The sequence below is a fragment of the Aeromonas sp. ASNIH7 genome (assembly GCF_002903485.1).
Classification (GTDB): Bacteria; Pseudomonadota; Gammaproteobacteria; order Enterobacterales; family Aeromonadaceae; genus Aeromonas; species Aeromonas caviae.
Genome location: NZ_CP026226.1, coordinates 4,464,387 through 4,477,681, shown reverse-complemented (window position 1 = coordinate 4,477,681; position 13,295 = coordinate 4,464,387). Strand labels below are relative to the sequence as shown.

Annotated in this window: 8 protein-coding genes and 1 pseudogene; all 9 read left to right on the top strand. The window is 64.1% G+C overall.

Annotation, left to right across the window (positions count from 1 at the left end; translation table 11 throughout):
- The first annotated feature begins 7 nt into the window (after positions 1 to 7).
- The gene (gene hisG, locus C2U47_RS20965) at positions 8 to 904 is read left to right on the top strand and encodes an ATP phosphoribosyltransferase (protein ID WP_010674694.1); all 897 of its coding nucleotides are present in this window, start codon (positions 8 to 10) and stop codon (positions 902 to 904) included.
- Between the two features lie 31 nt (positions 905 to 935).
- On the top strand, positions 936 to 2,261 hold the full coding sequence (hisD, locus tag C2U47_RS20960; RefSeq protein ID WP_010674693.1) for a histidinol dehydrogenase: 1,326 nt from the start codon (positions 936 to 938) through the stop codon (positions 2,259 to 2,261).
- Complete coding sequence (hisC, locus tag C2U47_RS20955) at positions 2,258 to 3,328, top strand: histidinol-phosphate transaminase (protein WP_010674692.1); 1,071 nt, start codon at positions 2,258 to 2,260, stop codon at positions 3,326 to 3,328. The genes hisD and hisC overlap by 4 nt, the downstream gene beginning before the upstream one ends.
- 19 nt (positions 3,329 to 3,347) lie before the next feature.
- Positions 3,348 to 4,481 (top strand): bifunctional histidinol-phosphatase/imidazoleglycerol-phosphate dehydratase HisB, encoded by a 1,134-nt coding sequence (gene hisB / locus C2U47_RS20950; RefSeq protein ID WP_010674691.1) that lies wholly within the window; start codon positions 3,348 to 3,350, stop codon positions 4,479 to 4,481.
- Positions 4,481 to 5,104 carry an imidazole glycerol phosphate synthase subunit HisH gene (gene hisH, locus C2U47_RS20945; RefSeq protein WP_010674690.1) on the top strand — a complete coding sequence of 208 codons (624 nt, stop codon included), beginning with the start codon at positions 4,481 to 4,483 and terminating at the stop codon, positions 5,102 to 5,104. Before hisB ends, hisH begins: the two co-directional genes overlap by 1 nt.
- A gap of 5 nt (positions 5,105 to 5,109) precedes the next feature.
- On the top strand, positions 5,110 to 5,856 hold the full coding sequence (hisA, locus tag C2U47_RS20940; protein ID WP_010674689.1) for a 1-(5-phosphoribosyl)-5-[(5-phosphoribosylamino)methylideneamino]imidazole-4-carboxamide isomerase: 747 nt from the start codon (positions 5,110 to 5,112) through the stop codon (positions 5,854 to 5,856).
- A gap of 132 nt (positions 5,857 to 5,988) precedes the next feature.
- Positions 5,989 to 7,098, top strand: coding sequence for a response regulator (locus C2U47_RS20935; protein WP_010674688.1), 1,110 nt, complete (start codon positions 5,989 to 5,991; stop codon positions 7,096 to 7,098).
- A complete protein-coding gene (locus C2U47_RS20930) occupies positions 7,091 to 9,244 on the top strand; it encodes a PAS domain-containing protein (RefSeq protein ID WP_010674687.1) in 2,154 nt (717 codons plus the stop codon). The genes C2U47_RS20935 and C2U47_RS20930 overlap by 8 nt, the downstream gene beginning before the upstream one ends.
- A pseudogene (locus C2U47_RS20925) lies at positions 9,241 to 13,211 on the top strand (PAS domain S-box protein). Before C2U47_RS20930 ends, C2U47_RS20925 begins: the two are co-directional and overlap by 4 nt.
- Positions 13,212 to 13,295: the final 84 nt, after the last annotated feature.

Genomic DNA, 13,295 nt, shown 5'->3' with positions numbered 1-13,295 from the left:
TCGAGCAATGGAAACACAACGTCTGCGCATCGCCATGCAAAAATCCGGTCGTCTGAGCCAGGATTCCCAGGCCCTCTTCAAGAGCTGCGGCCTCAAGATCAACCTGCGGGAACAGCGCCTCATCGCCCATGTCGAGAACATGCCCATCGACATTCTGCGAGTGCGTGATGACGACATCCCGGGTCTGGTGATGGAAGGGGTGGTCGATCTTGGCATCATCGGCGAGAACGTTCTCGAAGAGGTGCAGCTCATCCGCGCAGCCCAGGGGCAGCCCTTTGCGGTGAAGACCCTCAAGCAGCTCGACTTCGGCGGCTGCCGCCTCTCTCTGGCGGTGCCGGACGATGTCAACTACACAGGACCCGAGAGCCTGGCCGGCAAGCGCATCGCCACCTCCTACCCCGGTCTGCTCAAGCGCTTCTTCGACGAGAAGGGCCTGGGCTTCAAGAGCGTGATGCTGGGTGGCTCGGTGGAAGTGGCCCCCCGCGCGGGTCTGGCCGATGCCATCTGCGATCTGGTCTCCACCGGCGCGACCCTGGAAGCCAACGGCCTGAAAGAGGTCGAGGTGATCTACCGCTCCAAGGCCGTCCTGGTGCAGGCTCCCAACCCCCTGAACGATGCCAAGCAGAAACTCATCGACAAGCTGCTGCCCCGCATCCAGGGGATGCAACAGGCGCGCGAAAGCAAATACATCATGCTGCACGCCCCCAAAGACAAGCTCGATGCCATCACCGATCTGCTGCCGGGGGCGGAGCGTCCCACCATCATGCAGCTCGCCGGTGACACCAACCAGGTGGCCCTGCACGTCGTCTCCAGCGAAACCCTGTTCTGGGAGACCATGGAACAGCTCAAGGCCCTGGGTGCCAGCTCCATCCTGGTGCTGCCCATTGAAAAGATGATGGAATAAGCCGAGAGAGATGGAATAAGGAAGACACATCATGCAGACCCTGATCTGGAAGACCCTCTCCCCCGCCCGGCAAGCCGAAGTCCTGACCCGGCCCGCCCTTGGCGACGAAGCCGACATCGGTACCGTGGTGCGAGACATCATTGCCGCGGTACGCAGCCGGGGCGATGAGACCCTGCGCGAGCTGAGCCAACGTTTCGAACGTGCGCCCCGCGAACAGCTTCGGGTGAGCGACGCGGAAGTGGATGCCGCCTGCGCTCGACTCGGTGATGACATCAAGGGTGCCATCGAGGCCGCCATTGCCAATATCCGTACCTTCCACGCCGCCCAGGTACAACCCGTCGTGCGAGTCGAGACCCAACCCGGGGTACTGTGCGAGCTGCGCACCCAACCCATCAGCCGGGTCGGCCTCTATGTCCCGGGAGGCAGCGCGCCGCTCCCCTCCACCGTGATGATGCTGGCCATTCCGGCAAGCCTGGCCGGTTGCCGTGAGGTGGTGCTCTGCACCCCGTCTCCGGCGAGCGACGAGATCCTGTTTGCCGCCCGCGCCTGTGGCGTTCGCCAGGTGTTCGCCATCGGCGGCGCCCAGGCCATCGCGGCCATGGCCTATGGCACGCAAACCATCCCCAAGGTGGACAAGATCTTCGGCCCGGGCAACGCCTATGTGACCGAAGCCAAGGGCCAGGTTTCCCGTGACTGGCGGGGCGCCGCCATCGACATGCCAGCCGGCCCCTCCGAGGTGCTGGTGATCGCAGACGAGAGCGCCAACCCGGCCTTCGTGGCATCGGACCTGCTCTCCCAGGCCGAGCACGGCCCCGACAGCCAGGTGGTGCTGGTCACCACCTCCGCCCCCCTGGCCGATGCCATCGGCAGCGAGATCCAGGCGCAACTCGCCGACCTCAGCCGCCGCGACATCGCCGAGCAAGCCCTGAGGGCAAGCCTGGTGATCCTCTGCGACAGCCTGGAGGAGGCCTGCGCCATCTCCAACGCCTATGCCCCGGAACACCTCATCGTGCAGACCCGGGCCCCCCGGGATCTGCTGGACAAGCTCGAGAACGCGGGCTCCATCTTCCTCGGGGCATGGACACCGGAGTCAGTCGGTGATTACGCCAGCGGTACCAACCACACCCTGCCCACCTACGGCTATGCCCGCACCTGCTCGAGCCTGGGACTTGCCGACTATCAGCGCCGCTACACGGTTCAAGAGCTCACTGCAGACGGCATTCGCGGCCTTGGCCCCATCGTCCAGCGCATCGCCCAGGCCGAGGGACTCGATGCCCACAAGCATGCCGTCACCCTCAGGTTGAACGCCCTGGCCGCCGAGCCCCAACAAACAGCACAGCAGAAGGATTTGTCATGAGCATCGTCAATCTGGCCCGTCGCGTCGTGCGGGCTCTCACTCCCTACCAGTCCGCTCGCCGCATCGGCGGCCAGGGCCACGTCTGGCTCAATGCCAACGAGGCACCGCTGGCCTACCCCTTCACCGTCGAGGGGAGCCGTCTCAACCGCTATCCCGAGTGCCAGCCGGCCGAGGTGGTGAACGGCTATGCCGCCTACGCCGGGATCAATCCGGATCAGGTGCTGGTAAGCCGCGGTGCCGACGAGGCCATCGAGCTCTTGATCCGCACCTTCTGCGAGGCAGGGGAAGATCAGATCCTCATCTGCCCCCCCACCTACGGCATGTACGCCATCAGCGCCGAGACCTGTGGCGTGGGGATTGTCGAGCAGCCATTGACCGCCAGCCGTCAGCCGGACTGGCCCGCCATCGCCGATCGCCTCTCTGACGTGAAGCTGGTGTTCCTCTGCTCCCCCAACAATCCCACCGGGGATCTGGTGGGCCGCAAGGGACTCGTCGCCCTGCTGGAGAAGGCCCGGGACCGTGCCATCATCGTCGTGGACGAGGCCTACATCGAGTTCTGCCCGGAGGCCTCCGTGGTGGACCTGCTCGCCCAATACCCGAACCTGGTGGTGACCCGTACCCTCTCCAAGGCCTTCGCGCTGGCGGGGATCCGCTGCGGCTTTACCCTGGGGGATCCCGAGGTGATTGCCATGCTGGCCAAGGTGATCGCGCCCTACCCGATTCCCGACCCCATCGCCCAAATTGCCGCCCAGGCGCTCTCTCCCATGGGGCTGGAACTGATGCAGGAGCGGGTGCAGGAGCTCAACAAGCAAAAGGCGCTCATCAAGGCGGAGCTGCTTCGTCTGTCCTGCGTCAAGGAAGTGTTCGAGGACAAGGGCAACTTCGTGCTGGTGCGCTTCGTGGATGGCGCCGCCGTGTTCGCCGCCATGAAGGCCGCCGGCATCATCTTGCGTGATTTCTCCAGCAAGCCTGGCCTTGACAACAGCATCCGCATCACCATCGGCTATCAGGGCGAAATGGACGCCGTGCTGGCCGTGCTGCGTGACCTGCCCCCACCCTCTCTGTAAGACAAGCAAGGATGTAGCGATGAAAACCCCGTTTTTGTTTATCGACCGTGACGGCACCCTGATCGAGGAGCCGGTCACCGACAAGCAGGTGGACAGCCTTGCGAAGCTGCGCTTCGAGCCCATGGTGATACCTGTGCTGCGTGAGCTCCAGGCCGCCGGCTACGTGCTGGTGATGGTGACCAACCAGGATGGGCTCGGCACCGCCAGCCTGCCCCTTGAAAACTTCCAGCCGCCCCACGACCTGATGATGCACCTCTTCGAATCCCAGGGTGTTACCTGGGAGCAAGTGCTGATCTGTCCCCACTTCCCCACCGACGGTTGCAGCTGCCGCAAGCCTCACCTTGGGCTGGTGAAGGAGTATCTCGCCTCGGGCCGCATCGACTTTGCCAACTCCTTCGTGATTGGCGACAGACAGACCGACATCCAGCTTGCCGAGAACATGGGCATCCGCGGCATACGCTACCACCCGCAAGATCACGGCTGGAATGCCATTCGTGATCAGCTGCTCTCCAAGGGGCGCGTGGCCGAGGTGGAGCGCTACACCAAGGAGACCCGCATCCAGGTGGCGGTGGATCTCGACAAGAGCGGTGGCAACCAGATCGCCACCGGCATCGGCTTCTTCGATCACATGCTGGATCAGATAGCGACCCACGCGGGCTTTCGCCTCAAGCTCAAAGTGAGCGGCGATCTGCACATCGACGATCACCACACGGTGGAAGATGTGGGATTGGCGCTGGGTCAAGCCCTGCGCCAGGCCCTTGGCAACAAGCGCGGCATCGGCCGCTTCGGCTTCGTGCTGGCGATGGACGAGGTGCAGGCGGTGATCGACGGGCGTCCCCGCCAGGAGGCTGAAAACACCTCGCTGACCGAGCTGGACGTTGCCACGGCGCTGGATCTGAGCGGCCGTCCCTACTTCGTGTTCGACTGCCCGAGCGGCTTTGGTCGCGACAGCGTGGGAGAGATGGCCACCGAGATGGTACCCCACTTCTTCCGCTCCCTCTCTGACGCCATGGCCATCACCTTGCAGATGAAGGTGGGCAGCGGCAACACCCACCATCAGGTGGAAGCGCTGTTCAAAGGCTTTGGGCGCGCCCTGCGCCAGGCCATTCGCGTGGAAGGGAGCGAGCTTCCCTCCAGCAAGGGGGTGCTGTGATGGGGAGACAGAACCTGGTCATCATCGACACCGGCTGCGCCAACCTCACCTCGGTGCGCATGGCGTTCGAGCGCCTCGGCGTGCAGCCCAGGGTGAGCTGCAAGGCCGCCGACATCGAGCAGGCGGACAAGCTGATCCTGCCCGGCGTCGGCACTGCCATCGCCGCCATGAAGAACCTCAATGAGCGGGAACTGGTGCCCCTCATTCGCGCCGCCAAGCAGCCGCTGCTCGGTTTTTGCCTCGGCATGCAGATGCTGGCACAGGCCTCGGAAGAGAACATGAGCGCCGATGGCAGCGAAGGAGCGCTCATCGACTGCCTCGGCATCGTGCCTGGCAGGATCCGCCTGATGGAGGTGGGCAACCTGCGCCTGCCCCACATGGGCTGGAACCAGATTGAACACGACGAGACCCACCCGCTACTCAAAGGCATCCCCAGCGGCAGCTACTTCTACTTTGTCCACTCCTATGCGCTGGAGGTGACCGACGCAACCCTGGCGACCTGCGACTACGGCCTGCCCTTTACCGCCATCGTCGGGCGGGACAACTTCTTTGGCGCCCAATTCCACCCGGAGCGATCCGGCCCGGCCGGTGCCCGCCTACTGCAAAACTTTCTGGAGCTATGACAGGCATGATTATTCCCGCAATCGACCTTATCAACGGTCAGGTCGTGCGCCTCTACCAGGGCGACTACGGCCAGAAAACCGCCTACAGCGACAACCCGCAGGCCCGCTTCGATGACTATGTCAGCCAGGGGGCGGCGCAGCTGCACCTGGTGGATCTGGACGGCGCCAAGGATGCCAAGGCCCGCCAGTTGGCCCTCATCGCCCAGCTGCTGTCCGCCACCGAGGCACCGGTGCAGGTCGGCGGCGGCGTGCGCAGCGAACAGGATGTGGCAGACTTGCTGGCGGCCGGCGCCAGCCGGGTGGTGATCGGTTCCACCGCCGTCAAATCCCCGGATCTGGTGGCCAGCTGGATGGAGAAATATGGTCCCGAGCGCATCGTGCTGGCCCTGGATGTCAACATCGATGAACAGGGCAACCGCCACATCGCAGTGGCTGGCTGGCAGGAGAACAGCGGCATCTCCATCGAGGCGCTGATCGAGCGCTTCCTCCCCGCCGGACTCAGACACGTGCTCTGCACCGACATCAGCCGTGACGGTACCCTGGCGGGCACCAACGTCGAACTCTACCGGGATCTCTGTGCCCGCTACCCGAGCGTCGGCTTCCAGGCCTCCGGCGGTATCGGCGGTCTGGCGGATATCGAGGCGCTCAAGGGAACCGGCGTCAAGGGGATCATCCTCGGCCGTGCCCTGCTGGAGGGCAAGTTTGACGTGGCAGAAGCCATTCGCTGCTGGGGTGACGGCCGCGCTGCGTGACGCGCCCCTTTCCGGCATCAGACAGCCTGCCCATCCGGGCAGGCCTCTTTCTCCCCGATGGGGGCGAACCTTATTATTTGGCAGCAATTGGCTCTATACTCGACCTCACAGGGATAGCGTCATGGAAGACATATGTTGACACCTCACAACGCCACCATCCTGATCGTCGACGACTCACCCGAAAATCTGATGGTACTGACCGAATTGCTTTCGCCTCATTACCGCGTGCTGGCTGCGCAGAGCGGGGAAAAATGCCTGCGCATCGTCAGCGCGGATCCAAAGCCTGACCTCATCCTGCTGGATGTGATGATGCCCGGCATGGATGGTTATGAAGTGCTCAGGCAATTGCGTCAGTCCCCGATCAGCAGCCGTATTCCCGTCGTTCTGCTCACCGCCCTCGCCGACCCCCAGAGCGAGGAGTTCGGCCTCTCCCTCGGCGCTGCCGATTACATCACCAAGCCCATCAAGCCGGTGGTCGTTCAGGCCCGGGTGCGCACCCAGCTGGAGGCCAAGCAGGCCCGTGACGGCCTGCAAAACCAGAATGCGGCGCTGGAAGCCGAGGTCGCGCGGCGAATGGCGGAAAACGACCTGATCCAGCAGGTCTCCATCCGCGCACTCGCCCATCTGGCGGAGATCCGCGACCCCGAAACCGGCAACCATATCCTGCGCACCCAGGGCTACGTACGTCTGCTGGCCAGCGCCCTGGCTGATCACCCCCGTTTCGCCGATACCCTGACCCCGGGTTACATCGACCTGCTGAGCCGCTCCGCACCGCTTCATGATATCGGCAAGGTGGGCATTCCCGACCACATCCTGCTCAAGCCGGGCAAGCTGACTCCGGAGGAGTGGCAGATCATGCGCACCCACGCCAAGCTCGGCAGCGATGCCATTGAGGAGGCCGAACAGGACATGGAGCAGCCCCTGGCCTTCCTCACCCTGGCCAAGGAGATCGCCCACTGGCACCACGAGAAGTGGGATGGCAGCGGCTACCCGGACGGCTTGCAAGGGGACGCCATCCCCCTCTCGGCTCGCCTGATGGCGCTGGCAGACGTGTTTGACGCCCTCATCTGCGCCAGGGTCTACAAGCCGGCCATGAGCTACGACGAGGCTCGCGCCCTCATCCTCTCCGGCAGCGGCCACCATTTCGATCCCGATGTCGTGACCGCCTTCGATCGCCATTTCGACGCATTCGTCACCATTGCCGAACGCTACCAGGATGGCAGCGAGGCCGTGGATGGCTGAGGCTCCTCTGACCCGGGCACATGTGCTCAACGTCGTGCTCACCTATGCCGCCGTGGCAAGCCTGTGGATCCTGCTCTCCGACAAGGCGGTGGAGTGGCTGTTCAGCACCCCTGCCCAGTTCGCCATGGCAAGCACCATCAAGGGCTGGCTCTTTATCCTCATCACGGCCCTCATGCTTTATGCCATGCTGCGTCGTCGCATTGACACCACCGGCAGCACACCTGTCTTTACGCGGCGTCAATGGATCCCCTTCCTGTTGCTCAACGGGCTCATTTTGGCCCTGACCGCCATGGCCATCGCCCGCAACATCGAACTGGCACGCAACAAGGAGGTGGCTCGTCTCGAAGCCATCGCGGATCTCAAGAGCCAGCGCGTCACCGAGTGGCTCGGAACCCACGAGCAGGATATTCACCAGCTCATAAAGGGTCTGGGCAGTACTGATTTCTATCGTCCCGGACAAGCACCATCCTCACCCGAAGCGATCACGCCACCACTGGCAAGGCTGCTCGAATTCATCTCGGTACGCGGATTTCACGGTGCGGCCGTGTTCAATCCTGCCGGACAGCCCCTGTGGCATACCCCGGGTGGCGACACCATGAATGCCACGTTGCGTGACGCCCTGACACGGCTCGAGCAGGGCAAAGTCATGCGTCTTGGTCCCTATCTCGATGATCGCGGCCACGCCAGGCTGGACTTTCTGGTCAATCTGGAGGTCGCTGCAGGACCTGCCCCCGTGCTGGTGATGCAGATAAGCGCAAATCGCTGGCTCGATCAGATCCTGGGGGCCTGGCCCGTCCCAGACAGCAGCGGAGAAGCCATACTCTTTCGCCAGCAGGGGGATCAGGTCCACTATCTGAGTAGCCTGCGCCATCGCCCGGAACCGGCTCTCACCCTGCACTATCCCGTCACCCACCCCACCCTGCTGGCAGCCCAGTATTTGCGGCTCGCCGAACGCGGCACGCCCCAGGTACTCTATGGCCAGGATTACCGGGGTAGCGAGGTCTTCGGGGTTGTCTATCCGGTCATGAACACGGACTGGTATCTGCTGGCCAAGATCGACAAGGCGGAACTCTACCAGGCCACTTTCAAGGAGAGCGTCTGGATCGGTCTCATCGGCCTGCTGGTGCTCTTTGTCACCAACGCCGGCATCATCCTGCTGCGCCAGCACACCCGGCTGCAGATGGCCGAACAGCTCCAGTACTCCCAGTCCCAGCGGCTGGAGGCGTTGCAACTGCTCTCCGCCATCGCCGACAGCTCGGAAGACGCCATCTTCGCCAAGAACAAGGAGGGCAGATACATCCTCTTCAACCGGGCCGCCAGCCAGTTTGTCGGCAAGCCGGTTGACGAGGTGCTGGGCCAGGATGATCTGACGCTCTTCCCGCCGCAGCAGGCGCAGATGCTGATGGCATCCGGGCGCCAGGTCATAGAGCGCAACCGGGTGCAGACCGAGGAGGAGTACCTGACCCTGCCCGATGGCGAGCATGTGTTTCTCGCAACCAAGGGTCCCTTGCAAGACAGCGAGGGGCAGGTGATCGGGATCTTCGGCATCTCTCGGGACATCACGAACTTCAAACGGGCCGAGGCCGACTTGCGAGAGCGGGAGGGGCTGTTCCGTGCCCTGGTGGAGCAATCCCTTGCCGGGATCTACATCATCCAGCAGGGTCGGCTCTGCTACATCAACCCCTGTTTTGCCCGACTGTTTGGCTATGACACCCCGGGGGCGCTGATCGCCGTTGGCCAGTTACACGCCCTTGCTGCTCCCAAGGACAGCACCCGGGTCGCCGAGCTGGTGCACGCGTGCGAGCAGGACGCGCGCGATATCCACACCCGCTTCAGTGCCCTGCATCAGCACGGGGAATCCCTGGAGGTCGAGCTGTACGGGCGGCGCGTCGACTACCTCGGCCAGCCCGCCATCATCGGCATTCTGCTCGATGTCACCGAACGGGAGCAGGTTGAACAGGCCCTGACCCGCCAGGCCAGCGAGCTGCGCCAGCAGAACCATGAGCTGGAGCGGTTCAACAAGGTGATGGTGGACAGGGAACTCGCCATGCTGGCCCTCAAGCACCAGATCAACGGGCTCTCCCGTCAGCTCGGAGTGCCGCCCCCCTATCCCCAGGCCCCCATGCCTCCGGAGGATCTCCCATGATGAGCTGGTCACCCCTGTGGCATGTGCGCCCCTCCACCCAGCGCTGGGGGATCTCCCTGCTGGCCGTGCTGCTGCCCGTTCTGATGTTGCAAATCCGGGTCCAGCTGCCCATCGCATTTGGCGAGCGACCGCAGCTGGTTCTCTTCATGCTGCCCATCATCGTTTGCGCCCTGTTGGGGGGCTTGTTGCCAGGTCTGCTCTGCACCCTGATCACCGCCCTGGTCACCAGCTATTTCATGCTCCCCCCCATTTATTCACTGAGTGTCGAGGCTGGCCAGGATCTGGTGCAATGGTGCCTGCTCATCGCCAACGGTCTGCTCATCAGCGTGCTCAGTGCCGCCTTTCATCGCGCCCGGGCCAGAGAGGTCCTGCGCTGGCAGGAGCTGATGAACACCCAGAACCAGTTGCAGCAGAGCGAGAACCGCTTCCAGGTCACCTTCGAACAGGCGGCGGTCGGCATCGCCCTGGTCTCCCCCGATGGACACTGGCTGCGTGTCAATCAGCGACTGTGCCACATCCTGGGCTACCGGGCCGACGAGCTCACCGGGATGACATTCCAGCAGTTGACCCACCCGGACGATCTCTACCTCGATGAGGTCCACATCGCCCGGGTGCTGGCGGGGACAATCCCCCACTACACCCTGGAGAAGCGCTACCTGCACAAGGGGGGCGAGATCATCTGGACCACTCTGACGGTGGCCCTGGTGCGCGACGCCGAAGGCAATCCCGACTACTTCATCTCCATCATCGAGGACAACCGGCAGAACAAGGAGACCGAGGAGGCGCTGCGCCGCAACGAAGCCATACTGCGCGAGTCCCAGCGTCTCGCCAAGATAGGGAACTGGCGCTGGCGCGTGGCCGATGACAGCCACTTCTGGTCACCGGAGATCTATCGCATCTATGGCCGGGATCCGGCCCTCCCCCCGCCGTCTATCCCGAGGTCAGAAAATACTTCACTCAGGAGGGGTGGCACACGGTGGCCCAGGCCGTCGAGCGCTGCAGGATGGACGGGCAGCCCTACGAGTGCGATGCCGAAGTGATCACGGAGCAGGGGGAGACCGCCTGGGTCATTGCCCGCGGGGCGGCGCTCAGGGACAGGGATGGCACCATACTCGAGCTCTACGGCACTGTGCAGGACATCACGGAGCGCAAGCTCGCGGAGCAGCGCCTGCAACACAATCAGCAGATGGCGCTCGATACCCAGCGTCGTGCTCGCCTCGCAGCCCTGAACCTGATGGACGACGCCATCAGTGCACGGGTGCGCGCCGAAACCGTCAGCAGCGCCCTGCGCGAGAGCGAACAGCGCCTGCTGATGGCCCAGGAAGGAGCCCATGTCGGCATCTGGGAATGGGACATGGTCAGCAACCGCCTCTTCTTCTCGCCGGAATGCGCCCGCCTCTATGGCCGCAGTGCCGAGGCGCTCGGCGAGCTGGCCGCCTGGCAAGCCTGCCTGCATCCGGATGACAGGCCCCGCATCGAGCAGTTGCTGGCGGAGCGGGCGGTCAGCGGCGCCCCCGTCGAGCTGGAGTTCAGGATCCTGCTGCCAGATGGCGGCATCCGCTGGCTGGTGAGCAAAGGGAGTGTCTACCGGGACGCCCAGCAGCGGCCCGTGCGCCTCCTTGGCATCCATCTGGACATCACCCAGAGCAAGCTGGCCGAGCAGCAGTTGCGCCAGTTGTCCCTGGCCCTCGAACAGAGCCCTGACGGCGTCTTCATCACCGACACCCGGGCGCGCATCGAATACGTCAACCCCGCCTTCCTCGCCGCCAGCGGTTACCAGCAGCACGAGGTGATAGGCCGGACCCCGTCCCTGCTGCGCTCTGGCCTCACCCCGGATGCCAGCTATGTCGCCCTGTGGGATGCCATCAACCACGGCCAGCGCTGGCATGGCGAATTCATCAACCAGCGCAAGGATGGCTCCCACTACCAGGTGCTGGCCACGGTGTCGCCGATCCGCCAGGAGAGCGGCGAAATCACCCACTACGTCACGGTCCAGGCCGACATCACCGAGAAGAAGCAGCTCGGCGAGGAGCTGGACCAGTATCGCTACCACCTGGAGGAGATGGTCAACGAGCGCACCCGGCAGCTGGCCCAGGCCCACCAGCGGGCCGAAAGCGCCAACCACGCCAAGAGCGCCTTCCTTGCCAATATGAGCCACGAGATCCGCACCCCCATGAACGCCATCCTGGGGCTCACCTATCTGCTCAAGCGCGACACCCGGGATCCCACCGACCTCGAACGGCTGACCAAGATAGACACTGCCGCCCAGCACCTGCTCAGCATCCTCAACGACATCCTGGATCTCTCCAAGATAGATGCGGGCAAGATGACGCTGGATCTGACCGATTTCTCCCTCACCGCCATGCTGGACAACGTCCGCACCCTGATGAGCGACCAGGCCAGGGCCAAGGGGCTCACCATAGTGACGGACATCGGCGATACCCCCGCCTGGGTGCACGGCGACATCACCCGCCTGCGCCAGGCCCTGCTCAACTATGCGGCCAACGCCATCAAGTTCACCGAGCAAGGAACCGTCACCCTGCGCGTCAAGCTGGCCCGCCCCCTCACCACCGGCTACCTGCTGCGCTTCGAGGTGGAAGACACCGGCATCGGCATCACCCCTGCACAGCGCGAGAAGCTGTTCCAGGCGTTCGAACAGGCGGATGTCTCCACCACTCGCAGATATGGCGGCACTGGCCTTGGCCTTGCAATCACCAGCCGGATCGCCGCCCTGATGGGGGGGGAGGTCGGAGTCACTAGCGAGCCTGGCCAGGGAAGCTGCTTCTGGTTTACCGCCAGGCTGTTCAAGGCAAAGGAGGACGCCCCTTCCCGGACCCCGTCCGAGCAGGGGAACCAACAGTCCTTCAGCTTCCCTCGCCACGCCCGAGTCCTGCTGGTGGAAGACAACGCCATCAACCGGGAAGTGGTGCTCGAGCTCCTGTGCCACAGCGGCCTCGTCATCGAGACGGCCGTCAACGGCCAGGAGGCCCTGACCCGCGTCAGCCAGCACCCCTTCGACCTCATCCTGATGGACATACAGATGCCGGTGATGGATGGCTACAGCGCCACCCGCGCCATCCGGGCCCTGCCCGGCATGGACAGGCTGCCCATTCTGGCGCTCACCGCCAGCGCCTTCGAGGAGGACAGAAAGGCGAGCGCATCGGCCGGCATGAACGATTTCATTGCCAAGCCCGTCACCCCCGCCAAGCTCTTTGACGCCCTGCAGCGCTGGTTGCCCCAGGGCAAGGTCCCCGAGCTTGCCCCTGACGACAGCACTCGTCATCCCGTGACAGACTCCCTTGCCCGCCTGCAGGCACACCCGGGTCTGGATCTCGACCAGGGGCTGGCGACCCTCAACGGCAATCAGGAGAAATACCTGGCCCTGCTTCGCTACTTCATCCATGAGCATGGCCAGGACATGGCCCGGCTGCACTGCCACTTGCAGGCCGGGGAGCACAGCGATGCGACCCGCATGGCCCACAGCCTGCGCGGCGTGGCGAGCACCCTGGGGGCACATGAGCTATCGCGCCACTGCCTGGCCCTGGAGCAGGCCATCGCGGGCGGCGACACTGAGCCCACCGGACTCATGTCATCCATCGATGAGGAGATTGCCACCCTTTGCGCTCTGCTCGGGGACGATCTCGCCGCCCCGACCACCGATCTGGTGCCCCTGGGAGATCAGTGGCGCCAGCAATTGCTGGGCCAGATGGAAGCCCTGCTGGTGCAAAGCGACACCGCCGTGATCCCCCTCTACGAGCAGTATGCCGGTCCCCTTCGCCTCATGCTGGGGTCTCGCAGCGACACCCTGACCAGGCAACTGAAGGCGTTTGATTTTGATGCCGCCCTGCTCACCCTGCGCCAGCATATGGCAACGGACGAGACCCACCCGGACGATCGGGCTCCCCTCCCCGAGGCGCCAGCCTGCCATCCGGGGCAGGTGAAGGGCGACAAAGGGTTGAATCACTGAATGAAGTCATGCATATAGTGGGGTGCCCAGAGGCGACTAGACGGCCTGCCGGGCCTGTCGTTTCCCCCGTCAGGGGCCCCCGTT